This window comes from Rhodanobacter ginsenosidimutans (genome assembly GCF_042655685.1).
GTDB classification, from domain to species: Bacteria; Pseudomonadota; Gammaproteobacteria; order Xanthomonadales; family Rhodanobacteraceae; genus Rhodanobacter; species Rhodanobacter ginsenosidimutans.
In genome coordinates this window covers 127,511-152,609 of record NZ_JBHSMM010000003.1, presented here as the reverse complement: position 1 = coordinate 152,609, position 25,099 = coordinate 127,511, and the positions used below count along the sequence as shown (strand labels likewise).

Here is a 25,099-nt window from a genome sequence, read left to right as displayed (position 1 = left end):
GAGGACCTACCACCAGCTGCAGGGCTGTGCGCAGGCGAACGCCATTGACAAGTCGTCGTGGGATTGGGACGGGACCGCCTCCATCGTCATCGGTCACCCACGTGATCGGGCCCTGCCGGCGTCGGCAAGGTACCCACATAATCTCAACACGCCCCGTCCCATTGCGCGCCAAGCGCGGCGGGATTTCGCGCTTAATGTGCAGGCGCGTTGGTTGCCGGCGTCGCGAAGCGCCGTTGCAGCCGATCCATGTAGAGGTAGATCACCGGCGTCAGGTACAGCGTCAGCACCTGCGAGAAGATCAGCCCGCCGACCACCGCCAGGCCCAGCGAGCGGCGTACTTCGGCGCCGGCGCCGATGCTCAAGGCGATCGGCAAGGTGCCGGCCATCGCGGCCATGCTGGTCATCATGATCGGGCGGAAACGCACGCGGCAGGCTTCGAAGATGGCCTGTGCCGGTGGCATGCCTTCCTCGCGCTGACGCTCCAGCGCGAAGTCGATCAGCATGATCGCGTTCTTCTTGACGATGCCGATCAACATCACGATGCCGACGAAGGCGAACAGATCCAGCGAGGCCTGGAAGATCACCAGGGTCAGCAGCGCGCCGACCGCCGCGGCGGGCAGGCCGGACAGGATGGTCAGCGGGTGGATGAAGCTTTCGTACAGGATGCCCAGCACCAGATAGATCACGAACACCGCCAGCAGCAGCAACATGCCCATGCCCTGCATGGATTGCTGGAATGCCTGCGCCGTGCCCTGCACGCTGCCGCTGATGGTGGCCGGCAGGCCCATCTTCTGCATCGCGCCATCGATGCTGGCCACCGCATCGCCGAGGCTGTAACCCGGCGCCAGGTTGAACGACACCGTCACCGCGGGCAGCTGGCCCTGGTGGTTCACGGTGAGCGCCTGCGGCTCGCGCTTGAAACTGGCCACCGCGTTCAGCGGCACCAGGGCGCCGCTGCGGGAGGTGACGTAAAGCCGCGACAGCACGGCCGGATCATTCTGCAGCTTGCGGTCCACCTGCAGGATCACCCAGTACTGCGTGGCCGAACCGTAGATGGTGGAGATCTGGTTCTCGCCAAAGCCGATGCCCAGTGCGGTCTGTACCTGCGCCATGGTGAGCCCCAGTGGCGCCAGCTTGCTGCGATCCACGTTCACCACGATCGAGGGGCTGTTGAGATCGAGGTCGTTGGTGACGTCCTCGAACCCCGGCAACGCCGCGAACGCGCGCGTGACCTTGCCGCTCCAGTCGTACAACGCCGGCATGTCGATCGACTGCAATGTGTACTGGTACTGCGACTTGGACTGGCGGCCGCCGATGCGGATCGCCGGTGTGTTCTGGATGTACGCGCGGATGCCGGGAACCTCGGCCAGCTTCGGCCGCAGCTCCTGGATGATCTGCTCCGGATCGAGCTTGCGTTCATTGGCCGGTTTCAGCATCAGCAGGATCGAGCCGTTGTTGACCGTGCTGCGCGAGCCGCCGGCGCCGATGCTGGACATGTAGCCGGCGATGTTCGGGTCCTTCGCCACGATGTCGACCAGTTGCTGCTGGCGCGCGCCCATGCCCTCGAAGGAAATATCCTCCGGGCCCTCGGTATTGACGTGCAGTTGGCCGTTGTCGCCGGCGGGAATGAAATCCTTCGGTGCCACGTAGAACAGCAACGCGGTGGCCAGCAGGCTCAGCCCGAACGTGGCCAGCACGATGCGCGGGCGATCCATGCACCAGCGCAGGCTGTCCGAATAACCGCGCTGGACGGCGTTGAAGCCACGGTCAAAACCACCCACCAGCCAGTTTTTCCGCGTGTGGTCGTGGCCTTTGACGAAGCGGCTGCACAGCATAGGCGTCAGCGTGATCGCCACGATGCCGGAGATCAGGATCGCCACGCTGATCACCACCGCGAACTCATGGAACAGCCGCCCCACGATGCCGCCCATGAACATCACCGGGATGAACACGGCGATCAGCGACAGCGTCATCGAGAAAATGGTGAAGCCGATCTCCTGCGCACCCTGCAGCGCCGCCTCGTACGGCGGCACGCCCGCCTCCATGTGGCGCACGATGTTTTCCAGCATCACGATCGCGTCATCCACCACGAACCCCACCGCCAGGGTCAGCGCCAACAGCGAGAGGTTGTCGAGGCTGTACCCCAGCGCATACATCACGCCGAACGTGCCCAGCACCGAGATCGGCAGCGCCACCGCGGGAATCAGCGTGGCCGACAGGCTGCCCAAAAACAGGTAGATCACGAACACCACCAGCACGCCGGCCAGCAGCAGGGTGAACTGCACGTCGTCCACCGAGGCGCGGATCGACTGCGAGCGGTCGTACAGCGTGGCCAGTTTCACCGACGGCGGCAGGCCCGCGCGGAAGCTGGGCAGCACCTCTTTGATGCGATCCACCGTGGCCACGGTGTTGGCGCCGGGCTGGCGCTGGATCGCCAACACGATCGCGCGGGTGCCGTTGTACGAACTGGCCTTCTGGTCATCCTGCACGCTGTCGCGCGCCACGCCGATATCGCGCACATGCACCGGCGCGCCGTTGCGGTACGCCACCACCACGTCGTTGTACGCCGCCGCGCGCTGCAGCTGGCCGTCGCTGCGGATCGGCAATTGCTGGCGCGAGCCGTACAGCGAACCGGTGGACTGGTTGACGTTGGCGTCGGCAATCGCGTTCTGCACCTGGTCGATGCCGATGCCGGCGGCCGCCAGGCGATCGGGATTCACGCTGATACGCACGGCATATTTCTGCGAGCCGTACACGTTCACCTGCGCCACGCCGTCGATCATCGACAGCTGTTGCGCCAGTTCGGTCTCGGCGTATTCGTCGACCTGGGTCAACGGCATCGTCGAGGAGCTCATTGCCAGGTACAGGATCGCCGCGTCGGCCGGGTTGACCTTGCGGAACGTGGGCGGCGTGGTCATCTCCTTCGGCAACTGGCGCAAGGCCGAGGAGATCGCCGACTGCACATCCTGCGCGGCCGCGTCGATATTGCGGTCCAGTTCGAAGGTCAGCGTGATCGAGGTGGAACCCAACGCGCTGGTGGAGCTCATCGAGCTGATGCCGGCGATGGTGGAGAGCTTGCCTTCCAGCGGCGTGGCCACCGCCGACGCCATCGTCTCCGGTGATGCGCCGGGTAGCTTGGCACTGATGCTGATGGTGGGAAAATCCACGTTCGGCAGCTCGTTCACCGGCAATTGCGGGTAGGCCACGAGACCGAACACCAGCAGCGCCGTCATCAGCAGCGTGGTCATCACCGGGCGGCGAATGCAGAGCTGGGGAATGTTCATCGTGCGGCCCCGGGCAATCCAGCGCCAGCCGTATGGACGGCCATACCGACCTCAGCGCGCGGCGACATGCGCGCTCGCCCCGTCAACCAGCAGCATCTGCCCCTCGGTCACCACGTTTTCGCCGCCTTGCAGACCCTTGTCGATCACGGTGCGCCCCGCGCTGGTGGGGCCGGCGGTGACCGGACGCTGCTGCACTTTTCCATCGGCGCCCAGCACGAATACGAAGCTGCCGTTGGTTGAACTCTGCAACGCGTGCACCGGCACGCTGACCACGTTGGTCAGCCGCGTGGTGGGCAAGCTCACCTGCACGAACTGGCCGGGAGTGAGGCGGTAGTCGACGTTGTCGAAACGCGCCTTCAGCACGATGGTGCCGGTGCTGGCGTCGACCGCGTTGTCGACGAATTGCAGCGTGCCGGCCAGCGGCGCGCCATGGTCGCCGGACGCCGTCACCTGCACCGGCACATCGCCGCGCGCCAGCGCATCGCGCACGGCGCTCAGCGTGTCCTCGGGGATATTGAACGCCACGCGCACCGGCTCGACCTGGTTGAGCACCACGATGTCGGTGCTGTCGGCACTGATCTGCGCGCCCGGATACACCAGCGGCGCGCCGGTGACGCCGTCGAACGGGGCCACGATGCGGGCATAGTCAAGTTGCGTCTGGGCCAGCTCCTGCGCGGCCAGGTCGCTCTGCAGCGCGGCCTTGGCCACGGCCAGGTTGGCCTGGTACAGGTCGTAATCGGCGCGGGAGACAAAACCCTTGCCCAGCATGTCGGCATAACGCTTCTGGTCGGCCTGCGCCTTCTGCAGTTGCGCGCGGTCGCGCGCCACGTTGCCGCGCGCCTGGTCCAGCTGTGCCCGCAGCAATCGTGGATCGATCTGCGCCAGCACGCTGCCCTTGCGCACGTGCGTGCCCGGCGTGAACGACAGCGACTCCAGCTGGCCCGACACCCGCGCCCGCACGGTCACCGTGGACCATGCTTCCACCCGACCCACCAGTTGCAACGAAAGCTCGATATCGCCGCGCCGCGCGCTGGCCACTTCCACCGGTACCGAGGCGGCGGCATGCTCTGCCGTCTTTCCGGCGCTGTCGACCGATTTCCCGAAATGCAGCGCCAACGCGATCACCAGCAAGACAGCGGCAATGAGGGCGACTTTTTTCCAGGACATGTGCGGCGGATTCTCGATCGGCACACCGCGGGGAGCGGCGGGGGAATGGCACGACGACAGCGGTCGCCACAGTGGGGAAAGCGAACAACAGCACTACAACGCGGCCCCCGTGCAACGGTTGACCGGGTATTCGCACGAATCCCCATTATGTCGCCGATCCGCCGCTGCCGGGCCACGACGGTTGGCACTGGTCGCTGCGCGACCGGCCTCAGCTGGTGGTGCTGTCGTCAACCTGTTCCAGCGCCAGCAGGTTGTCCTTGATGCGGCCGATCACCGCCAGCGCCTGCTCCAGCTCGCTGTGTGCGATGCCCTGGGTGGCATCCTTGCGCAGGCCGCGGGCGATCAGCTCCATGCCGCCAATGACCTCGCGCGACTGCTCGGTGACGTACAGCCGCCAGGCGCGGCGATCCTTCGGATCGGGGCGGCGTTCGACGAAACCGGCGGCCTGCAGGCGGTCGATCACGCGGCCCACGGCGATCGGCTCCATCTCCAGGAATTCAGCCAACTCGGTCTGCCGCAAACCCTCGCGGTGGTACAACACCTTGGTGGCACGCCACTGCGCCCGGGTCAGCCCGAACGCCACCGCGCGCCGGTCGAAATGCTTGCGGAACAGCAAGGTCACATCGCTGAGCAGATAGCCGAAGGAAACGTCTTCTGTTTTTGCCATGATTTGCTGACCCTTCTTCACCCGACACGTACTTCGTTTGCAGCATACGTCGGGGCCATCCGCCAAACCAAGCCTTAAGGCGGCGATACTTGATCAGCGTTGCCTTATGCCCATCCACGTCATCACCGCCGATATCACCCGCCTGAGCGTCGACGCCATCGTCAACGCGGCCAACCCCGACCTGCTTGGCGGCGGCGGCGTGGACGGCGCCATCCATCGTGCTGCCGGGCCGCAACTACTGGCCGCCTGCCGCGCGCTGCCGGAACGGGCACCCGGCGTCCGCTGCCCCACTGGCGAGGCGCGCATCACCCCGGGTTTCGACCTGCCGGCCAGTCATGTGATCCATACCGTGGGGCCGGTCTGGCATGGCGGCCAACACGGCGAGCCAGCGTTGCTCGCGAACTGCTATCGCCACACGCTGCAATTGCTGCGCGGCCATCGATTGCGCACGATCGCGTTTCCGGCGATCAGCTGCGGCGTGTACGGCTACCCCGCCGCGGCCGCCGCCCGCATCGCCGTGGCCAGCGTGCGCACGGAACTGGCCGATGACCCGGCCATCGAGGTGCGGCTGTGCGCCTTCAGCGAGGCGATGGCCGCCATCCTGCACCGGGCGCTCAGTGAAGATTGAACGGATACAGCGGCGGCAGATCCTGATCGGTGGACGCCGGGCCTGACGCGCGCCAGACGAAGCCGCGTTTGAACACGGCCGCCAGATCATCTTCGCCCGACGCCATGCCGGCATAGTGGCGTTGCTGCAGATGATCGATCGCGCGGCGCTGCGCTTCGTCGGCCAGCGCGGCGGAAAGGTCGCCCAGATTCCGCAACAAAGGCCGCTCGGCACGCGCCCACGCCAGCAGGCTGCGCACCTGCGCCGCGGTGTCGCTGCCACGGGCCGCCGCGAGAAACGCCAGCCGCAACTGCCGCGTCGTATCCGGGGCAGCGGCGGTCGTCGAAGCTGTCGGTGTACCGCGCCGGCGCCAGCGCCACAGCAGCCAGCCCAGCACACTCAGCAGCCACAGGCCAATGCTGGCCAGCGCCAGCCAACGCCACCACGGCGCGGCACCGGCGGCGGTCGCGGGTACCGATGGCGATGCCGTTGCGGCATCTGTCGTGGTTGCCGATGGCGGCACCGCAGCCGCGCTTGCCGCGCCAGCGGCCGGCAGCACGGTCACGCTGCGCGCGGGGATGCGCGCCACCGCCTCCGAGTTGGTCTGCACGTTCCACCACTTCAGCGTGGTGGCGGGCAAGGTCAGCGTGCCGGCACGGGTGGGCACCAGGGCGAATGCCTGCTCGCGATGCCCTTTCAGCCAGCGCCCGTCGTTGTCGGTGCCGGTCACCGGCTTGTCCGGGTACACCGTGGCGCCGTCGATCTGGGGCAAGCTAAGTGCGGGCAAGGCTTCGAAGGGAATGCCGATGGCCTGCAGCTTCATGCGCAGGTTGATCGGTTGCCCCACCCGCACCTGATCGCTGCTGTCGGGCCATCCACTCAGCGTCAAGGTCAGCTCGCGCGCCGGCAGCCATGCACTCTTGCCCCAGTCCGCCGGCGCGGCCTTGACCTCGACCGACGCGGCCGGCGCACTCGCACTCACCGGCGTGCTGGCCCCGAAAAAGCTGTTCGGGTCGCGTGGGTCGACCATCTCGCCCTGGAACTCCAGCGGCGGAATCTCGATGTGGCCGGCCCGCTGCGGTGTCAACGCAAAACGACGTTCCAGCACGCTGTAGGAGCGGCCACCACGCTGGGTGCTGTACTTGAGATCATCGCCAATGCGGCTGACCTGCACGCCGTCGATCTGCGGCGTGTCGAGCGAACCGCCACTGAGGTCGACCGCGTAATACAGCCGCACCACGTAGCTCAGCTGCTGCCCCACATAGGCATGGTTCGGCTCGACCTGCGCCTCCATGAACACGTCGCCCTGCGCGGTGCTGGCCGCATTCTGATCAGCGGGGTCCACCTGCAATTGCAGTGGCGCAGTTTGCATGCCGGCCAGTGTCAGGGCGGGAATCTGCAGGGTACCGGTATGCCGTGGCCGCAGCGCCACGCCCAGGGTCAGCTCGGATGTGCGGCTGCCATTGATGATGCTGAGGCTGCGATTCTGTGACGTGCCCAGGATGCTGAAATCCCGGTTCAGCGCGCTGAGATCCGGTGTGGGCAGGTTGCCGTTGTAATCGTTGATGCGCAGGTTGAGGGTGACGGTTTCGCCCAATTGCACGGTGCTGCGGTTGAGCGTGGCCTGCACGCTGGCGGCGTGGCTCAACGCGGGCATCAGCAACCACGGCAGCAAGGCCAGCAGGTGACGGAATTTCACGGTTGGGCATCCTCGTTCGATGCGCCGCCATGGCGCTGCTGATATTCCAGTTCGAATTTCCGCCGCAGCAAGGCGCCCGGATCATCCGGCACCCGTTGCAGCGCCTGGCGCAGATCGGCCGGCAACTTCGAACTGGCATCCTGGTCGCCGACCGCGCCCAGCTGGTGCGTCGGTGGCGAATCGTCTTTCTTCGACCCGGCCAGCGCGTCGTCCATCTGCTGTTTCAGCGCCTGCTGTGCCTGTTCCGCACGCGCCTTCTGGTCAGCCGATGGCGGCGATGCGGGCTTGTCCGGCGAGTTGTTGCCGACGTCCTTGCCTGCATCCTGCGCCTTGTCCTGCTGGTCCGACTTGCCCGCATCCGAATCAGCGTTTTGGCCGTCTTTTTCGGCTGGCTTGGCGGCTTCCGGCTTCGACTTGTCCTGGTCTTCCTGACTCTTTTCCGACGATTTCGGCGGCGGATTTCCATCCGAACCTTGTGAGGAGTCCGGGTTCTCCTGCTTGTTCTTGTCCTGCCCGTTCTGACCCTGTCCGTTCTGGTTCTGGGAGGGCGAGCTCTTGTCACCCTGCTTGCCAGCCTGGGGCTGTGATTTGTCCGACGGCGGTTTCTTCTGCTGCTGGCGCAGCCAGTCTTCCACCGCCTTGCGGTTGGCCTCGGCGTCGGCGTTGGCCGGATCGATTTTCAATGCGCGGTCGTACGCCTCGATGGCCTGCGGGTACTGACCCTGACGCGCCAGCGCGTTGCCGAGGTTGTAGGCAGCGTCGCTACCCGGTGCCTTTTCCAGCGCTTTGGTCGCCGCGGCGTAATCGCCTGCGCGGTAGGCGGCGGCACCGCGCCACTGCGGATCGCGGGCCAGTTGCTGCGCCTGTTTCGGCTTGCCTTGCTGCAGCGCCTGCGCCGCCTGCTGGTCCGGCCGCTGCCACCAGTCCTGCCAGGTGCCGGCTTGCGCCGTGGTGGGCAGGCAGGGCAGCAGGATCAACGGCAGCAGCAACAACCAGCCACGACGGAACGCCAGCGCCGCAATCAACAGCAACGGCAACAACAACCACGCGCCCTGATCCTGCCACTGGTCGCCCTTCTGGGTCGTCGGCACGGTGCCGGACGCGGTACGCAACAAGCCATGCAAGGCCTGCACATCAGTACCGTCGGCACTCATCGGCACGTAGTTGCCACCGCCGGCGGCGGCCAGCGCAGCCAGCGCGGCGTCGTCGCGTTTGGCCAGCAGCAGATGACCCTGGCCATCGTGCAGGAAACCATCGGCCAGCGGCACGGGACCACCCTGCGTGGTGCCCACGCCCAGCACCGACACGCGCACGCCGGCCGCGCGCGCGGCGCGTGCTGCGGTTTGCGCGGCGTCATCGGCCTGGTCGGTGACGAGCACCAGCGAGGCGTTCGCCACCTTGGCGCCCTTGATCAGGGCCATGCCGCGTTCAATGGCACGCGCCGCATCATTGCCATCGACCGGCATGGTGTCGGGCGCCATCGCGTCCAGCAGATCGTCCAGGCTGTGGACGTCGGTGGTCAGCGGCGCCACCACGAAGGCCTCGCCGGCGTAGCCGATCAGCGCGTTGAGGCCATCGCGATTGCTCGCCAGCAGATCGTGCACCTTGAAACGCGCCCGCGCGATGCGGCTGGGGGCAACATCGTGTGCCAGCATGCGCTGGGACAGCGAGATCGCCACCACCTGCGCCGCGCGCTTGGCGTACAGCGGTTGCTCCACCTGGCTCCAGGTCGGGCCGGCCATGGCCAGCGCCGCCAGTGTCCAGCCCGCGGCAAACAGCCATAACGGCAAGCGCGATGAACCGGCGCGCCCCTGCAGCAGATGCGGCAACAACTCCGCATCGACCAGCCGTGACAGTTCGCGCTGCGCCGAACCGCGGCGCGCGCCCAGCCACCAGCACAACGGCAACAACAGCAACGCGGCCAGCCACCACGGCTGCAGGAAATGAAAATTCTGCACGACCTGGTTCATGCGGCCGACTCCAGCGGTCGCGCATCTCGCCGTGACGCCATCGCCAGCAACAGCAGGATCACCGCCGCGCCCAACGGCCAGCGGAACCATTCGTGGCGGGGCCGCAGTGCGGGGCCGTGCTGGGGCATCGGTTCCAGCGCATCGATCGCCCGGTACGCGTCGGCCAATTCATCGCTGTCGGTGGCGCGGAAGAAGCGACCGCCGGTCTGCTTCGCAATCGCGGTGAGCATGTCGGCATCCAGGTCGGCCGACGGATTCACCAACTGGCTGCCGAAGAAACCGGGCACACGCATCCGCGTGGCGCCGATGCCGATGGTGTAGATGCGCACGCCGGCGGCCTTGGCGGCGCGCGCCGCATCGCGCGGCTCGATGCTGCCGGCGTTGTTGACGCCGTCGGTGAGCAGTACCAGCACGCGTGCCGGTTCGGGCAGCGCAGCCAACCGTTTCACTGCCACCGCGATGGCGTCGCCGATCGCCGTCTCGGTGCCGGCCAGGCCGACCGCGGCACCCTGCAACTGCGCGCGCACGGCGCCGAGATCGTAGGTCAGCGGCGTCACCAGGAACGCCTGGCTGCCGAACAGGATCAAGCCCAGTTCGTCACCACTGCGGCGGCTGATGAAATCACCCGCGATCGCCTCGACCGCGCCGAAGCGGCTGACCCGGTGGCCGGCCAGTTCCATGTCATCGGTCTGCATGCTGCCGGACAGATCCACCGCCATCATCAGTGCCCGCCCGCTGCGCTGCTGCGCCTGCGGCGGGCCGATCCACTGCGGCCGAGCCGCCGCCGCCAGCAGGCACAACCATGCCAGCGCCAGCAGCCACGGCATCATCCCGCGTGTCGCCTGCCCGGCGGTACGCGACAGTTGCACGCCCGGCTGCGGCAGATGCAGCGCCTGCACTGGCGCCGCCGCGCGCACAAAACGACGCAGCAGCCACGGCAACGGCAGCAGCACGGCGATCCACGGCCAGGCGAACTCAAACATGGCTCGACTCCGGCACCGGATCGGCCACCGCGCGATTGCGGCGCTTCCAATATTTGTCGCGCAACGCCAGCCGCAACCATTCCCGCGCAGCATGCAGCGCTGCCGTGTGATCGAACGGGCCCGGTTGATAGATGTGCCGATCCAGCGTCACCAGAGTGTCCATCGCACCGGCATCCAGCGGCATCCGCGCCAGCGTCTGGCGCCATGCCTCACCGCGTTGTTGTGCGGCCGCCGGTACGTGTAGACGCGCTACCCGCCGCAACAATTGCTGGATGCCGCCGGCCAGCGCGGCGGCGTTGCCATCCTTCCCGTACTGTGTCGCCACCAGCTCCAGTTCGCCCAGGATGTGTTGACGCCGACGCACCGTTCGCCGATGCCTGCGCCAGCCCCACACCACCAGTGAAATACTCACGAGAACCAACACGGCAAGCACCCACCATCCCGGTGCGGGCGGCCACCAGGAAGGTTCGGGCGGCAGATGGATATCGCGCAGCGCGGGGCCTTGCGTTGAGGCGGCGGATGCGGGCGTGGCGATCGAGGCCATCATCTCGCCCCCTTTGCCGAACCCAGCACGGCGGACACGGCCGTCAGCGGATCTGTCTGCGTGTCCACGTTTTGCCAGCGTGTATTGGTTGACTGGGCCAGTTGCCCGAGCCGCGCGCTACCGGCACCCAGCGTCTGCTGGAAGGCGCGGCGCTGGCGTTCGCCATGCAATACCACGTCGTAACGTTCGCCCGCATGCTCGAGGGGATAACGGCCCGACGGTGGCAGCGATTGCTCCAGGGCGTCGGCCACGACCAGTACGCTGGCGCCGACGTGCTGGCGCAAGGCCAGCCATCGCTGGCGTGCGTCCGCATCGCAACTGAAGCCGTCGCTGATCAGCAACACGCGGTTCGCGCCATGCAACAACCGACTGGTGCGCAACAACGCATCGGAGAGTGGCTCGGCGCGCTCTGGCTGCTGTTCGCCTTGAAGATCCCATTCGGCCAGCGCGCCGCAGACTGCCAGCGCGCCGCGCGCACCGGATCGCGGCCGCAGCAGTGCATCGACCTGGCCGAACGCCATGATCCCGACCCGCTCGCCCGCACGTGCCGCATACCACGCGGCACATGCCGCAAGCCGCGCCGCCTGCACCGATTTGAACCGCCGGCGAGTACCGAAACGCATGCTGGCATGGGTATCCAGCAGGATCATCAGACAGCCCTCGCGATCCTCCTGGAACAGTTTGGTATGCAGCTTTCCGCTGCGCGCGGTCAGCCGCCAGTCCAGCCGGCGCACATCGTCGCCGGCCTGGTAGACGCGCGACTCGGCGTAATCCATGCCACGGCCGTATAGACGGCTGGACTGCTGTCCGCTGCGCGCGGCATGGCTGGACATGGGCGCCATGCGCGCACGCCCGACTCGCGCCCGCAGCGCGATCAACTCGGCCAGCGACACGCTGCTGCGGCCGTCGCCATCGGGGCGGGGTGCTGCGACGGCGTTCACGGCAGCGGCACGAGATCCAGCAGGCGGGCGATCACCTGGTCGGGCCGGATGCCCTCGGCTTCGGCCTCGTAGCTCAGCAGCACCCGGTGGCGCAGTACTTCATGTGCGATGCCGTGCACATCGTCTGGCAACACGTAGTCGCGCCCGGCCAGCCAGGCGCGGGCGCGGGCGCAGCGATCCAGCGCGATGGTGGCGCGCGGGCTGGCACCCCACGCGATCCAGCGCTTCAGCTCGGCGCCATAACGGCTGGCATCGCGCGTGGCCAGCACCAGCTGGGTGAGGTATTCCTCCAGCGCCGGGCTCATGTGCACGGCCATGGCCGCGTCGCGTGCGGCAAACACGTCGGCCTGGCTCAGCAGCGCGGGCGTGGTGGCGACGGGATGCGCGTGGCGGCTGGCCTGTTCGCGTGCCAGCTTGAGGATGGCAAGCTCGGCGGCGGCATCCGGATAGCCGATGGTGACGTGCATCAGGAAGCGATCGAGCTGCGCCTCCGGCAACGCGAACGTGCCTTCCTGCTCGATCGGGTTCTGCGTGGCCATCACCATGAACAAGTCCGGCAGATGCCAGGTGGCGCGGCCCACCGTGATCTGCTGTTCGGCCATCGCTTCGAGCAGCGCCGACTGCACCTTGGCCGGCGCGCGGTTGATCTCGTCGGCCAGCACGATGTTGTGGAACAGCGGCCCACGTTCGAACTCGAAGCTGCCCGTCTGCGGTCGGAAAACGTCGGTGCCGGTGAGGTCGGCCGGCAGCAGGTCGGGCGTGAATTGCACCCGGTGAAAGTCCGCCTCGATCCGCGCCGCCAGCGCCTTCACCGCGGTGGTCTTGGCCAAGCCCGGCGCGCCCTCCACCAGCAGGTGTCCGTCCGCCAGCAAGGTGACCAGCAGGCAGTCGATCAGATGCGGCTGACCGATGATGCAGCGCTGCAGGTCGTCGCGCAGTTGCGCAAAGGACTGCTGCAAGGGGTTCAGTGCGGGCGTTTCGGGCATATCCATCATCGATTCCGTTTTTGCTGGCTTGGATGCCTGCGGCAGGCGGGAGCAGGGCCGATGGCCCCGCACCTGCACGATTGAACCGCGTTGCCGTTCAAGAGACGCGAACGGCGCTGCCTTTGCCGATGGGTTCGGTACGCGGCGGGGATGCAACGCCGGCAGGCGCAGGCGTGCAACTGACCACGATGATGGCCGGAAGTTTAATCGACACGGACAACCGGCAAGAAAAAGGCGGCCGAAGCCGCCTTTTTCTTGCGTGGGCAAGCCCGCTTTACTGCAAGGTCTCGCTGAGAATGCGCGGTGTCACGAAGATCAGCAACTCGGCCTTGCTCTCGTTGCGCGAGGTCTTGCGGAACAGCACACCAAGACCGGGAATGTCACCCAGGCCCGGCACCTTGGACGTGGAGTTGGCCTTGTTGATCTCGTAGATGCCACCCAACACCACGGTCTGCCCGTTGTCCACCAGCACCGAGGTGTTGATCTCGCGGGTGTCGATGGTCGGGATCTGGCCGCCACCCGGCACCGGCACGTAACCGGCGATGGCGTCCTTCTTCACGTTGATCATCAGGTAGACGCGGTTGTCGGCGGTGATCGTCGGCGTCACCTTCAACTCCAGCACCGCATCCTTGAACTGCACCGTGGCGGTGCCGCTACCCGAGCCGGCCCCGGCGCCGCCGCTGTTCTGGAAGGTCACGTAGCCCACTTCCTGACCCTGGCGGATTACGGCTTCCTGCTGGTTGGCGGTGATCACGCGCGGGCTGGAGATGACTTCGCTGCGGCCTTCCGTCTGTGCCGCCGACAGCTCGAGGTCGAGGGCGTAGTTGGCGCCCAGGATGGCCAGACCGAAGCCGCTGGTCGCGCCACCGGCGGGCAGGTTCACGTTCAGGCCGCCGGTAGGCAGCGTGACCGCACCCGGATGCGGCGGGGCACCGGTCCCGCCGTTGGCCAGCCAATCGGTGACCGCGTTGTTGTAGTTGACGTTGCGGTTGTGGACATCGACGCCGTACTTCTGTGCATCGGCCCCCCTGCCAGCGAGGGTGATCAGGTTGTTGCTGTTGGACTGCACACCGGACACGCCCCACTTGGCACCCAGTTCGCGGGTGAAGTCGTCGTTGGCCACCACGATGCGGGACTCGATCAGCACCTGCTGCACCGGACGATCCAGTTTCGCGATCAGCAGGTGCAACTGCTCGATCTTTTCGGGGGTGTCATTGAGCAGCAAGGTGTTGGTGCGTTCGTCGTACGACACGCTGCCGCGGCGTGACAGAAAACCGCGGGAAGCGCCTGCACCGGTACTGGAGCCACCGCCGCCCTGCATGCTGCCGGTGGTCAGCAACTTGGCGATATCGGCCGCCTTGCCATAGCTGATCGGGATGTAGGTGGTGATCAGTTCGGCGTTGTCCTGCGCCTTCAGGCGCGCCTGGGCGACGTCGTCCTCGTACTTGGCCAGTTCCTGCTGCGGGGCGATCCACACCACGTTGCCGTCACGGCGCTTGTCCAGGCTCTTGGCCCGCAGGATCACGTCCAGCGCCTGATCCCAGGGAACGTTGACCAGCCGCAGCGTGACGCTGCCGCCCACGCTGTCGGACGCGACCAGGTTGAGGCCCGAGATATCGGCGATCAACTGCAGCGCCGAACGCACCGGGATGTCCTGGAAATTGAAGGTCACGCGCTTGCCGTTGTACACCGGCGGCGCACCGGCCTTGGTCAAGGCATCGGGCTTGGTTTCGGCGCGGTGCGGAGCGACCTGGACGACGAACTGGTTGCCGCTCTGGTAGGACGACGTCTCCACTTCACCCTTGACCGAGATCTCCATATGGACGCCGCCCACCTTGCCGCCGCGGGTGACGATGGACTGCACCGGCGTGGCGAAGTCCAGCGTATCCAGCCGCTGGGCCAGGTTGGGGGGCAAGGTGGCGTGGTCGATGTCGACCAGCACCTTGTCGCCCTTGTGCACCATTTCGGCATTGGCGCCGCTGCCGCTGAAGGTGATCAGCACCTTGCCCTCACCGTCGGGGCCGCGGCGGAAATCGATGTTGCTGATGGCCGGGCCGTTCATCGACGATGGCAACGCCTTTGACGGGTCGATGGTGGCTGCGGTGGTGATGGACTGGTCGGCGGTACCGTTGTTGATCGTCAACAGCAGGCTGTTGCCCTTGACGCTTGACCGATAGGTGGATGCCTGCATCAACTCGACCACCACCCGCGTGCGGCCACCGGCCGACACGGCGGTGACGCCCGAAGTGGAGCCCTTGCCGATGGCGAGATGCCGCTGCGCCGCGTTGTCGGTATCGGCAAAATCCACGGCGATGCGCGGTGGCGTATCGGTGGTGAAGAACTTCGGCTGCGGCACGGCGCCATTGGCAAAGTTGAGGTGAAGCTCAACCGCACCGCCCGGCAAGGTGTCGTAGCTGATGTCTTTCAACGTGTTGCTGGCCGCCATGGCCGTGCTGGCCCAGGTTGTGCCGGCTAGCAGTAGGCCGGTCAGCAGGTAGCGAGTGGCATGGCGCATTACACGGCCCCGGACGGATTGGATTTCGTTGGTCATTGGCATCAGCCCCTGTATTCCTATTGCTCGCCGAGCGCGATGCTGGCAGGACGTTCCATCCAGCCACCATTGCCATTCGAAATCAGCTCGACCAGCTCGATGTGGTCCTCGCTGATGGCGGTCACGCGTCCGTAGTTCTGGCCCATGTACTCGTTGCGGTGCACCTGATGGATCACCCGGCTCGGGTCCTTCACCAGTGCGATGGCGCCTGGCCCGGTACCGATCGTGCCGACCATCTTCAGGCTATCCAGAGCGAACGCTTCCAGAGGCTCCTTCGCACGGTCGGCATCCGGCCGCGGACCACTGCTGGCGGTGGCACCGTTGCTTTCCATTTCGGTGGCGCTGGGACTGAACGGGTCGCGCCGATCCTGGTCGTTGTACTTGAACGTCTCGAACGTCTTGATCACCGGCAACGGCTGGATCGGCTGACCCTTGCGCGCCTTTTCCTGGGCGACCCAGTCGCGCAGGTCGGACATGCCGCGGGTGCATCCGCTCAGCACCAGCGCAGCGGCCAGCATCAGCAACACCCCTGCGGCCCGGCCCGGCTTGATGGCAGCAAACTTGGTCATTTCCGCCCCCCGGCCTTCTTCTTGTGCGTCGACTTGGCCTCGGCGCTTTCGTCATCGTCAAGATAACGATAGGTCTTTACCGTCCCCTGCAACACCAACTGGCCATCGGAGGCACCGCCGGCCTTGGACGGGCTCTTGGGCGTAAGCGACACATCGTGCAGGGTGAGGATGACCACCCGCGGCAGCGAAGCCACACCGCTGATGAAGGCACCGAACTGGTGGTAGGTACCACTCATGCGCAAGGTGATGGGCTTCTCGGCGTAGAAGTCCTTCTTGGTTTCATTGCCCGGCTGGAACAACTCGGTCTGCAGGCCGGTCGACAGCGCGGTTTGCGAAATGTCGACCAGCAGCTCGGGCATCTCGGTCTTGCTGGGCAACTGGCGCAGCAGCTGCCGCAGCATGTCCTGCATCTCGTCGAGCTGCGTCTGCAACGCTTCGAGATTGACCGCCTTGGCCTGCTTGGAAGCGAAGTCCTTCTTGAGCTGGACTTCCTTGGTGGCCAGCGTGGCCAGTTCGTCCTGCTGGTTGCTGACGGACACGTACCAGCCGATGAACACGATGGCCACGAACAGCAAGCCGGTGAAGAAGATCTTTACCGAGGATGGCCAGCCGCCAACATTGTTGCGGTCGAGATTGCGGATGTCGTCGAAGAACTTCATCAGTGAGTTCCTCCGGTCGCCGCTTTCTTGTCGGCTGGCGCGGGGGCGCTGGCGGCGTCGGCCGGCGCATTGTCACCGGCCACAACCTCGTCGGTCTTTGGCCTGTTCAAGGCCACGGTCAGGCCGAAGTTGTAGGGCATGCGCGTGGCGTTGTGGCTGTTTTCGGTCTTGCTGAGGTCGGCGTGCCCCATCCAGGGGGATGCTTCGATGTTGCGCATGTACTCGGCGACGCTGGCATTGGATTGGGCCGCGCCATTGAGCGTCATCGACTGGCCGCCCTGTTTGAGGCTGGTCAGGCGCACGCTGGCGGGGATGGTTTTCACCAGTTCGTCGAACAGGTGCACCATCTGCGAGCGATCGGCCTGAAGCTGCTCGATGATTTCCTTGCGGGCCAGCAGGCGCTGGCGCACTTTTTCCAGATCCTTGATCTTGGCGATTCGTACATCCAGCTGCTTGATCTCGGTCTGCAGATAGCCGTTGCGCTCGTTCTGGTTGTCGATGCGCTGGCCCATCCAGAACATCCACAACAGCACCACCAGCACGGCGGCCACGGCGGCGGCGCCCAGCTGCATGTAGAACTCGCGCTCGCGCTGCTTGCGACGTTCGACGCGCCAGGGAAGTAGGTTGACGTGTGCCATCAGTCGAAGCTCCTCAGCGCGAGGCCGACCGCGATCATCAGCGATGGCGCGTCCTGGGCCAGCGATTGCGATTGCGATTGCACCCGCGGCGCCAGCGACATGCGGGCCAGCGGATTGGCGACCACGCACGGCACGCCCAACTGCTCCTGCAGCATCGGCGCCAGCCCCTCGATGGAAGCGCAACCGCCAGCCAGCATCACCTGGTCGACCTTGCTGTACTCGCTGCCGGCAAAGAAGAACTGCATGAGCCGGCTAACCTGCTGCACCAATGATTCCTTGAACGGGTCCAGCGCTTCGCTGGCGTACGACTCGGGCAAGCCGCCCTTGCGCTTGGCGCGGCCGGCCTCTTCGTAGGAGAGGCCGTAGCGGCGCATGATTTCGTCGGTCAGCTGCTTGCCGCCGAAGACCTGCTCGCGCGAATAGATGGTGCGCTGGTTGCGCAGCACCGACAGCGTGGTCATGGTGGCGCCGATATCGACCACTGCCACCAGCGCATCGCGCGCCACGTTCATCTGGTCGGCGACCATGGCGAACGCGTTTTCCATCGCGAACGCCTCGACGTCGATCACGTTGGCGGTAAGCCCGCCCAGATCCAGCGCCGCCACCCGCATGTCGACGTTCTCGGTGCGCGAGGCGGCCAGCAGGATGTTGTTCATGTCGGCGTTGTCGCGAACCGGACCGATGACTTCGAAGTCGAGGCTGACTTCCTCGATCGGGTAGGGGATGTACTGGTTGGCCTCGACCTGTATCTGCCCTTCCAGGTCGTCATCGGACAATTCGGCCGCCATCGGGATGATGCGGGTGATGACCGCCGACCCCGCTACCGCCGCTGCCGCGTGCTTCACCTTGCTGCCCGAGCGCGCCATGGCGCGGCGGATGGCGTCGCCGACCGCCTCGACCTCGACGATGTTCTTCTCGACCACCGCATTGGGTGGCAACGGCTCGACCGCGTAGTGCTCCACGCGGAAACGCCCGCCCGCCTGACTGAGCTGCAGCAGCTTGACGGCCGTCGAGCTGATGTCGACACCAATCAATGCCGGCTTCTTGGGTGTAAAGAGACCCACGGTGTTTCCCCCCTGCCCCTGACGCCCGGACCGGAATCCCGGTCGGTACGCCAAGGCATTAAATCGAAAAATTTACGTAATGGCAACGGCCTACGCGAACTTTCTCAAGCAATTCTCGTGATAGGCGCCACAGTTGAGCGATCCCCCGGCAACCCCGCTCCAGCTTTGCGCCCCCGTGCCATCCTGCGTATCCCCCGGCCTGCTCGGCGCCGGAACGCCTTCAATACTGCAACATCTATACTCTGGCATGTTTTGACTCAAGTCTCGCTAACTGCATCCATGCATATTTTGAAGCGTCTGTTGCGCTGGGCACTGGTCCTGGCTTTCTCCGGTTTTCTGCTGGCCATCCTTGCCGTTGGCGTGACGTACTGGTTGATCGCGCCGCGGTTGCCCTCCGTCGAGGTGCTCAAGGACTATCACATGCAGGTGCCGCTGCGCGTGCTCAGCGCCGATGGCAAACTGATTGCCAGCTTCGGTGAAACGCGACGCATACCGGTGGATATCGGCAACGTGCCGGACCGGCTGAAGCACGCCGTACTTTCGGCCGAGGATGCCGATTTCTACCATCACCCCGGCGTGGACTGGCACGGCATCGTGCGCGCCGCCTGGCACGTGATCGAGACGGGCGGCGACAAGGGCTCGGGCGGGTCGACCATCACCCAGCAGGTCGCCCGCAATTTCTTCCTCAGCCCTGAAAAACTGTATTCGCGCAAGATCACCGAGATCTTCATCGCGCTGCGGATGGAGCAGGAGCTCAGCAAGGACCAGATCCTCGATCTGTACCTCAACAAGATGTTTCTCGGCCACCGCTCGTACGGCGTGGCCGCGGCCGCTTCGTACTATTACGGCAAGACCCTGGATCAGCTGACGGTGGCCGAATGCGCCGCGATTGCGTCGAGTTTCCAGTTGCCGTCGGCGGTCAATCCGATCAACAGCCCCAAGCGCCTGCTGGCGCGACGTAACTGGGTGCTGAGTGAAATGCGCCGCCACGGCTACATCACCGAGGAGCAATACGAGCAGGCGCGGGCCGAGCCGAACCACGGCGCGCCGCACGAGCAGCCGATCGAACTGGATGCGCCATACCTCGCCGAAATGGTCCGGCGCCAGGTGCTTGACCGCCTGGGCAATGACGCGTTGACCGAAGGCTACGTGGTCAAGACCACCCTGCGCAGCGATCGCCAGCAAGCGGCGGTGGACGCGCTGCGCCGCGGCCTGGTGGCGTACGACCATCGCCACGGCTGGCGCGGTGCGGAGGCCCATCAGGACCTGCCCGCCAACGCAGGCCCCTCCGATTACAAGCAGGCATTGGCGGGCTACACCGATATCTCCACCCTGGAACCGGGCCTGGTGACCGCCAGCGGCGCCCATGGCGCCACGGTCTACCTGCGCAACGGCGAACATGTCGAGTTGTCACTGGACGCCGTCAGCTGGGCCAGGCCCCATCTGAGCGACAGCCGGGTCGGTGCCACGCCGACATCGGTGGACAGCGTCATCAAGCGCGGCGACATCGTGCGGCTGTCACATGATGACAAGGGCGCGTGGCAACTGGCGCAGATTCCGTCGGTGCAAGGCGCACTGGCGTCGGTGAGCCCCGAGGACGGCTCGATCCAGGCGCTGGTCGGCGGCTTCAATTTCATGCGCAGCAAGTTCAACCGCGCGGTGATGGCCGCGCGCCAGCCAGGCTCCAGCTTCAAGCCGTATCTCTACTCGGCAGCGCTCGACCATGGCTTCACGCCGGCGTCGATCATCAACGACGCCCCGCTGGCCCTGCCCGATCCGTCCCGTCCCGGCGGCCTGTGGACGCCCAACAACGACGACGGCAAGTTCGCCGGCCCGATGCGCTTGCGCGAGGCACTGGTGCAGTCGAAGAACCTGGTCTCGATCCGGCTGCTGGCGGCCATCGGCGTGCGCTACACGCGCGAATACCTGACCCGCTTCGGCTTCGCGCTCGACGCCATCCCCGCCAACCTGTCGATGGCGCTGGGCACCGCGTCGGTATCGCCGATGGGCATGGCGCGCGGCTACGCGGTATTCGCCAACGGCGGCTACCTGGTGACGCCGTACTTCATCAGCGAGATCGATGACCGCAGCGGCACGGCCATCTACGTGGCCAACCCGGCGCGCGCGTGCCGCGATTGCCAGGAGCGCCTGCTGGATACCAGCGTCGCCGGACCGCCGCCGGCCAACATGACCGCGACCCCGGCCAACGATGTGGCCCACGCCGCATCGGCATCCGCCGCCGGCGAGGACGGCATCGATGCGGTAGGTGACGCCATCCTGCCGCCGGATGCGCACGGCGACAGCAACCACCCGCCGATCCTGGCACCGCGCGTGCTGGACCCGCGCAACGATTTCCTCATCACCTCGTTGATGAAGGACGTCATCCTGCGCGGCACCGGCTCCGCCGCGCGCGCACTCGAGCGCGACGACCTGGCCGGCAAGACCGGCTCCACCAACGATCATCACGACGCCTGGTTCGTGGGCTTCAACGGCGACGTTTCCACCGCCGTGTGGGTGGGTTTCGACAACTACGATTCGCTGGGCCGGGGCGAGTTCGGGGCCAAGGCTGCGCTGCCCATCTGGATGGATTACATGGGCAGCGTGCTCAAGGACCTGCCATCGAACGCGCTGCCGATGCCGCCGGGCATCACGACGATCACGATCAACCGCGACAACGGGCTGCCGACCGCGACTGACGACCCCAACGGCATCAGCGAAATCTTCAAGGTGGAGGATGTCGATCGCCTGCGCGCGCAGGCGCAGCAGCAGAAGGAACAGGAACAGCAGCGCGCCTACGACATCTTCTGACAGCGCCGTGGACGAAGCCGATGCCGCGCCGTGGTCATGTATCCCGGCGCACACCGTCACCGACGATTCAACGCGACACGCGGCGGTGGTAGGGTAGTTTCGCCAGCGAACGCGACGGCACACCACCGGCGCACGCGGGCGCGAACGAATGGCACGAACGAGCGGATGGAGCCGTCCACCACGCAACGGAGATTGAGCATGACCCGAGGCGAGCATCACCGCATTCATGCGCATGACCGCCTGCAGCGCAGCCGCCTGCTGGTCGCCCAGGAAGCAGCGCGGCTGATGAGCGAGCACGGCATCCGGGATTTCCACCGCGCCAAGACCAAGGCGGCCGAAAGACTGGGCATCCTGGAAACCCAGGCGCTGCCGCGCAACCAGGAAATCGAAGAGGCGCTGCGTGAACGCCAGCGGCTGTTTCTCGCGGACAGCCAGCCGCAGTCCTTGCAACAGCGGCGCGAGGCGGCGGTCGAGGCGATGCGGTTCCTGGCGGTTTTCGAACCGCGGTTGGTGGGCGCCGTGCTGGAAGGCACCGCCGACGAGCACTCGGCGGTTTGCCTGCACGTGTTCAGCGACGATCCCGACGCGGTGGCCCTGTTCCTGCACGACCACGGCGTCCCGGCCGAAACCCAGACCCGGCGGTTGCGCGTGACCCGAGCCGACCAGGCCGAGTACCCGGTGTTGCTGTTCGCCGCCGACGGCTTGCCGTTCGACCTCACCGTATTGCCGCGCAACGCGCTGCGCCAGGCGCCGCTGGACCGCATCGACGAGAAGCCGATGCGCCGCGCCTCGCTGGCGGCGGTGGAAGCCTTGCTGTCCGGGGACGACGACAGCGACCAACTGGAACGCATGCTGGCCAACGCCAGCCAGCGCCGGTAAAGCGCACGCTTTCTCACCCCCAAACGCAAACGCCCCGGCTAGCCGGGGCGTTTGCTCATGCGATGGCGCGGTTACTCAGCGCTTGTCGACGCTCACGTAATCGCGCACGTCGGCGCCGGTATAGATCTGGCGCGGACGACCGATACGCGATCCCGGGGTTTCGTGCTGTTCGATCCAGTGCGCGATCCAGCCGGCGGTGCGCGCGATGGCGAACATCACGGTGAACATCTCGGTGGGGATGCCCAGCGCCTTGTAGATCAGTCCGGAGTAGAAATCCACGTTCGGGTAAAGCTTGCGCTCCACGAAGTAATCGTCCTTCAGCGCGGCCTCTTCCAGCTTCAGCGCCACGTCCAGCAGCGGGTCCTTGACGCCCAGCTCGGCCAGCACCTTGTGGCACATCTCGCGAATGATCTTGGCGCGCGGGTCGAAGTTCTTGTAGACGCGGTGGCCGAAGCCCATCAGGCGGAAGCTGTCGTTCTTGTCCTTGGCGCGCAGGATCGCCGACTCGACGTTGTCCGGCGTGCCGATTTCCTCCAACTGCTTGAGCACCGCCTCGTTGGCGCCGCCATGCGCCGGGCCCCACAACGCGGTGATGCCGGCAGCGATCGAGGCGTACGGATTGGCGCCGGTGGAACCGACCAGGCGCACGGTCGAGGTGGACGCGTTCTGCTCGTGATCGGCATGCAGGATGAACAGCAGGTCCAGCGCCTTGGCCGCGACCGGGCTCATCTGCAACGGCTCGCTGGGCACCTCGAACATCATGTGCAGGAAGCGATCGACGTACTCCAGGTTGTTGCGCGGATAGCGCAACGGCCAGCCGATCGAATAGCGGTAACAGGCGGCCGCAATCGTGGGCATTTTCGCGATCAGGCGGATCGCCGCCATCTTGCGGTCGACCGGGTCATCGACATTCAGGTCGTCGTGATAGAACGCCGACAGCGACGCTATCGACGCGGCCAGCATCGCCATCGGATGGGCGTCGTGGTGGAAGCCCTGGAAAAAGTTCTTCAGCGACTCGTGCATCATCGTGTGATGCGACACGTCGTGCTCGAACTTGTCGAAATCGGCCGCGTTGGGCAATTCGCCATTGAGCAGCAGGTAAGCCACTTCGAGGAAGCTGGAGTTCGCCGCCAACTGTTCGATCGGGTAGCCGCGATACAGCAGCACGCCCTTGTCGCCGTCGATATAGGTGATCGCGCTCTTGGTGCTGGCGGTGCTGGCGAAACCCGGGTCGAAGGTGAAGTGGCCGGTGTCCTTGTACAGCGTGCCGATGTCGATGCAAGCCGGCCCCAGGGTGCCGCTGATCAGCGGCAGCTCGCTGCTGCGCTGATTCGATTCATCCAGCAGTTTGACGATCTTGGGAGTGGACACGGAAACCTCCTTCACAAAAGTTCATCGCGAGGGCGAGCCGCAAAGCGACGCCTTTCAGCGGGGGAATGGTGGGCATCGCCTGGGTTACGCATGCGATGCGGCAGACGCGGGGGCGTCAGGAAAAGCGCCATTATCGCACAACGATCCACGCGCATCCGCAAGCGAACGGGGGAACGACGCGCACAAAAAAACACGGGGCGAGTCGATGCTCGCCCCGTGCCCGGCCTGACGAGTTGCCCATGTCGGCAACCCCGGCGGCATTACTCTTTGACGGTGCCCGCGTAGCGGCGACGGAACTTGTCGACGCGGCCGCCAACGTCCAGCGACTTCTGCTTGCCGGTGTAGAACGGGTGCGAGTGGCTGGAGATATCCACTTTGACGAGCGGATACTCGTTGCCGTCCTCCCACTTGATGGTTTCCTTGCTGGAAATGGTCGACTTGGTCAGGAAGGCAAAGTCGGACGACAGATCCTGGAACACCACCGGGGTGTAGTTCGGATGGATATCGGGCTTCATGGCGTGCTCAAAGCGGCGGAAGAAAAGAGCGGCATTGTAGCCGCCTGATGGCAATCACCGCAAGCCGAGGCCGGTTGCGGCGCGCACGCTACCGCTCCGGGGCCCCCAGGGCTCGCCGCACCATGGCACCAAAACGCGCCTGATCGACCTCCAGCACGATGTTGGCGTTGGCCGGCGCGCCGAGCCGGCGCGCCCAATCCACCACGGTGGCGCCGCGGGTGAGCCGGCCATCCAGCTCCACCGCGACGGCGCGCTTCTCGCTGCGGGTGACGATCGTGGGATCGATCGCCACCGCCATCGCCAGCGCATCGGCGGCGATGATGCCGCGTCGATCGTGCTTGCGATTGAACGCCCGTGCGGTACCCGCGATACGGCCGTAGAAATCGGCACGGTGATCGCCGGCCTGCAGCCATGCGTCGAATGTCTCTTCATCAAAGGCGTGGCGCAAGGTCGCCTCCCAGTCGACCAGGTCGAACGACGGAAACGCCTCGAACACGACGTGTGCCGCTTCCGGATCGAAACCGACATTGAATTCGGCCGGGATCATGCCGGTATTGCCGTGCCCGGTGACCGCGCCGCCCATCACCACCAGCCGCGCGACCCGCTGCGGCAGCGTGGGGTCGAGCCGCAGCGCCAACGCCAGGTTGGTCAGCGGCGCCAGCGCCACCAGGGTCAGCTCGCCGGGTCGCTCGCGGGTTAGTCGAAGCAGAGCCAGCGCGGCAGGCTCATCGGCCACGACCGCCGTCGGCACCGGAAAGCCGATATCACCGAAACCGTCATGGCCGTGCACGAACGCGGCGTCCTCCGCCGGCGCGCGTACCAGCGGCGTGGCGCAACCGGCAAACACCGGCGTGGCGCTGCCCAGCAGATCGACCAGCGTGCAGGCATTGCGCACGGTATGCGCCAGGCCGACATTGCCGGCGGCGATGCTGAGCGCGGCAATATCGGCATCGGCATGCGCCATCAGGATCGCCAGCGCATCGTCCACGCCAGGGTCGGTATCAATCAGCAGTTGCGGTCGGGACATCGGGATCTCGCAGTAAGGGGTGCAGTGTAGTGGGTGCGTGTTGGGTGGCAGGCAGCGGACTCCGATACATCACGGTCGTCTGGATGCTCTGCATTTGCCAACCAGCGCCCGTCCCGGTTCGTTCAGGCTGAGCGTAGCCGCGAAGCGGCGAAGTCGAAGCCTTGCTGCAG

The 25,099-nt window shown here is 66.0% G+C and carries 20 protein-coding genes; 3 read left to right on the top strand and 17 right to left on the bottom strand.

The features are described 5' to 3' along the window. Window positions 1–191: 191 nt before the first annotated feature. The 3 genes from ACFPK0_RS13300 to ACFPK0_RS13290 form a co-directional block, all read right to left on the bottom strand. On the bottom strand, window positions 192–3,284 hold the full coding sequence (locus ACFPK0_RS13300; protein WP_377341388.1) for an efflux RND transporter permease subunit: 3,093 nt from the start codon (window positions 3,282–3,284) through the stop codon (window positions 192–194). A 51-nt stretch (window positions 3,285–3,335) separates the two neighbouring features. Then, window positions 3,336–4,451: an efflux RND transporter periplasmic adaptor subunit gene (locus ACFPK0_RS13295; RefSeq protein WP_377341386.1), complete on the bottom strand. Its 1,116-nt coding sequence runs from the start codon at window positions 4,449–4,451 to the stop codon at window positions 3,336–3,338. A gap of 208 nt (window positions 4,452–4,659) precedes the next feature. Then, complete coding sequence (locus ACFPK0_RS13290) at window positions 4,660–5,118, bottom strand: MarR family winged helix-turn-helix transcriptional regulator (RefSeq protein ID WP_377341383.1); 459 nt, start codon at window positions 5,116–5,118, stop codon at window positions 4,660–4,662. Window positions 5,119–5,224: 106 nt separating this feature from the next. On the opposite strand from ACFPK0_RS13290, the gene ACFPK0_RS13285 reads away from it, so the two are divergent. After that, window positions 5,225–5,746, top strand: coding sequence for an O-acetyl-ADP-ribose deacetylase (locus ACFPK0_RS13285; RefSeq protein ID WP_377341381.1), 522 nt, complete (start codon window positions 5,225–5,227; stop codon window positions 5,744–5,746). Here ACFPK0_RS13285 and ACFPK0_RS13280 read toward each other — a convergent pair. From ACFPK0_RS13280 to ACFPK0_RS13230, 11 genes are all read right to left on the bottom strand, one after another. Then, window positions 5,733–7,424 (bottom strand): BatD family protein, encoded by a 1,692-nt coding sequence (locus ACFPK0_RS13280; protein ID WP_377341379.1) that lies wholly within the window; start codon window positions 7,422–7,424, stop codon window positions 5,733–5,735. The genes ACFPK0_RS13285 and ACFPK0_RS13280 overlap by 14 nt on opposite strands. Next, on the bottom strand, window positions 7,421–9,394 hold the full coding sequence (locus tag ACFPK0_RS13275) for a tetratricopeptide repeat protein (protein ID WP_377341376.1): 1,974 nt from the start codon (window positions 9,392–9,394) through the stop codon (window positions 7,421–7,423). The genes ACFPK0_RS13280 and ACFPK0_RS13275 overlap by 4 nt, the downstream gene beginning before the upstream one ends. Beyond that, complete coding sequence (locus tag ACFPK0_RS13270; protein ID WP_056607687.1) at window positions 9,391–10,377, bottom strand: VWA domain-containing protein; 987 nt, start codon at window positions 10,375–10,377, stop codon at window positions 9,391–9,393. The genes ACFPK0_RS13275 and ACFPK0_RS13270 overlap by 4 nt, the downstream gene beginning before the upstream one ends. After that, window positions 10,370–10,924 (bottom strand): DUF4381 domain-containing protein, encoded by a 555-nt coding sequence (locus tag ACFPK0_RS13265; protein ID WP_377341373.1) that lies wholly within the window; start codon window positions 10,922–10,924, stop codon window positions 10,370–10,372. Before ACFPK0_RS13265 ends, ACFPK0_RS13270 begins: the two co-directional genes overlap by 8 nt. Then, window positions 10,921–11,862, bottom strand: a complete 942-nt coding sequence (locus ACFPK0_RS13260) for a DUF58 domain-containing protein (RefSeq protein WP_377341371.1) — start codon at window positions 11,860–11,862, stop codon at window positions 10,921–10,923. Before ACFPK0_RS13260 ends, ACFPK0_RS13265 begins: the two co-directional genes overlap by 4 nt. Continuing rightward, window positions 11,859–12,854 carry an AAA family ATPase gene (locus ACFPK0_RS13255; protein ID WP_377341369.1) on the bottom strand — a complete coding sequence of 332 codons (996 nt, stop codon included), beginning with the start codon at window positions 12,852–12,854 and terminating at the stop codon, window positions 11,859–11,861. The genes ACFPK0_RS13260 and ACFPK0_RS13255 overlap by 4 nt, the downstream gene beginning before the upstream one ends. Before the next feature lie 268 nt (window positions 12,855–13,122). Next, window positions 13,123–15,363 carry a type IV pilus secretin PilQ gene (gene pilQ / locus ACFPK0_RS13250; RefSeq protein WP_056084969.1) on the bottom strand — a complete coding sequence of 747 codons (2,241 nt, stop codon included), beginning with the start codon at window positions 15,361–15,363 and terminating at the stop codon, window positions 13,123–13,125. 56 nt (window positions 15,364–15,419) lie between these two features. After that, a complete protein-coding gene (locus ACFPK0_RS13245) occupies window positions 15,420–15,968 on the bottom strand; it encodes a pilus assembly protein PilP (protein ID WP_007081151.1) in 549 nt (182 codons plus the stop codon). Beyond that, complete coding sequence (locus ACFPK0_RS13240; protein ID WP_056084967.1) at window positions 15,965–16,627, bottom strand: type IV pilus inner membrane component PilO; 663 nt, start codon at window positions 16,625–16,627, stop codon at window positions 15,965–15,967. The genes ACFPK0_RS13245 and ACFPK0_RS13240 overlap by 4 nt, the downstream gene beginning before the upstream one ends. After that, entirely contained in the window at window positions 16,627–17,265 is a 639-nt protein-coding gene (locus ACFPK0_RS13235) for a PilN domain-containing protein (RefSeq protein WP_056084964.1), read from the bottom strand. Before ACFPK0_RS13235 ends, ACFPK0_RS13240 begins: the two co-directional genes overlap by 1 nt. After that, window positions 17,265–18,329, bottom strand: a complete 1,065-nt coding sequence (locus ACFPK0_RS13230) for a pilus assembly protein PilM (protein ID WP_056084959.1) — start codon at window positions 18,327–18,329, stop codon at window positions 17,265–17,267. Before ACFPK0_RS13230 ends, ACFPK0_RS13235 begins: the two co-directional genes overlap by 1 nt. A 279-nt stretch (window positions 18,330–18,608) precedes the next feature. Here ACFPK0_RS13230 and ACFPK0_RS13225 point away from each other — a divergent pair, with 279 nt between their 5' ends. Continuing rightward, window positions 18,609–21,137 (top strand): penicillin-binding protein 1A, encoded by a 2,529-nt coding sequence (locus ACFPK0_RS13225; RefSeq protein WP_377341365.1) that lies wholly within the window; start codon window positions 18,609–18,611, stop codon window positions 21,135–21,137. A gap of 198 nt (window positions 21,138–21,335) precedes the next feature. Further along, window positions 21,336–22,016, top strand: a complete 681-nt coding sequence (locus ACFPK0_RS13220) for a hypothetical protein (RefSeq protein WP_377341363.1) — start codon at window positions 21,336–21,338, stop codon at window positions 22,014–22,016. Window positions 22,017–22,091: 75 nt separating this feature from the next. On the opposite strand, the gene ACFPK0_RS13215 is transcribed toward ACFPK0_RS13220, so the two are convergent. The 3 genes from ACFPK0_RS13215 to ACFPK0_RS13205 form a co-directional block, all read right to left on the bottom strand. Further along, a complete protein-coding gene (locus tag ACFPK0_RS13215) occupies window positions 22,092–23,387 on the bottom strand; it encodes a citrate synthase (protein WP_056085183.1) in 1,296 nt (431 codons plus the stop codon). Window positions 23,388–23,647: 260 nt separating this feature from the next. Next, on the bottom strand, window positions 23,648–23,902 hold the full coding sequence (locus tag ACFPK0_RS13210) for a type B 50S ribosomal protein L31 (protein ID WP_007081159.1): 255 nt from the start codon (window positions 23,900–23,902) through the stop codon (window positions 23,648–23,650). Between the two features lie 88 nt (window positions 23,903–23,990). Then, entirely contained in the window at window positions 23,991–24,929 is a 939-nt protein-coding gene (locus ACFPK0_RS13205) for a nucleoside hydrolase (protein ID WP_377341360.1), read from the bottom strand. Between the last annotated feature and the right edge of the window lie 170 nt (window positions 24,930–25,099).

Bases quoted from the DNA above. Each gene is read 5' to 3' on its own strand.
- ACFPK0_RS13265 (WP_377341373.1), bottom strand. From the start codon at position 10,924: ATGATGGCCTCGATCGCCACGCCCGCATCCGCCGCCTCAACGCAAGGC.
- ACFPK0_RS13210 (WP_007081159.1), bottom strand. From the start codon at position 23,902: ATGAAGCCCGATATCCATCCGAACTACACCCCGGTGGTGTTCCAGGAT.
- ACFPK0_RS13235 (WP_056084964.1), bottom strand. From the start codon at position 17,265: ATGGCACACGTCAACCTACTTCCCTGGCGCGTCGAACGTCGCAAGCAG.
- ACFPK0_RS13290 (WP_377341383.1), bottom strand. From the start codon at position 5,118: ATGGCAAAAACAGAAGACGTTTCCTTCGGCTATCTGCTCAGCGATGTG.
- ACFPK0_RS13285 (WP_377341381.1), top strand. From the start codon at position 5,225: ATGCCCATCCACGTCATCACCGCCGATATCACCCGCCTGAGCGTCGAC.
- ACFPK0_RS13270 (WP_056607687.1), bottom strand. From the start codon at position 10,377: ATGTTTGAGTTCGCCTGGCCGTGGATCGCCGTGCTGCTGCCGTTGCCG.
- ACFPK0_RS13245 (WP_007081151.1), bottom strand. From the start codon at position 15,968: ATGACCAAGTTTGCTGCCATCAAGCCGGGCCGGGCCGCAGGGGTGTTG.
- ACFPK0_RS13300 (WP_377341388.1), bottom strand. From the start codon at position 3,284: ATGAACATTCCCCAGCTCTGCATTCGCCGCCCGGTGATGACCACGCTG.
- ACFPK0_RS13255 (WP_377341369.1), bottom strand. From the start codon at position 12,854: ATGGATATGCCCGAAACGCCCGCACTGAACCCCTTGCAGCAGTCCTTT.
- ACFPK0_RS13275 (WP_377341376.1), bottom strand. From the start codon at position 9,394: ATGAACCAGGTCGTGCAGAATTTTCATTTCCTGCAGCCGTGGTGGCTG.
- pilQ (WP_056084969.1), bottom strand. From the start codon at position 15,363: ATGCGCCATGCCACTCGCTACCTGCTGACCGGCCTACTGCTAGCCGGC.
- ACFPK0_RS13205 (WP_377341360.1), bottom strand. From the start codon at position 24,929: ATGTCCCGACCGCAACTGCTGATTGATACCGACCCTGGCGTGGACGAT.
- ACFPK0_RS13240 (WP_056084967.1), bottom strand. From the start codon at position 16,627: ATGAAGTTCTTCGACGACATCCGCAATCTCGACCGCAACAATGTTGGC.
- ACFPK0_RS13220 (WP_377341363.1), top strand. From the start codon at position 21,336: ATGACCCGAGGCGAGCATCACCGCATTCATGCGCATGACCGCCTGCAG.
- ACFPK0_RS13295 (WP_377341386.1), bottom strand. From the start codon at position 4,451: ATGTCCTGGAAAAAAGTCGCCCTCATTGCCGCTGTCTTGCTGGTGATC.
- ACFPK0_RS13225 (WP_377341365.1), top strand. From the start codon at position 18,609: ATGCATATTTTGAAGCGTCTGTTGCGCTGGGCACTGGTCCTGGCTTTC.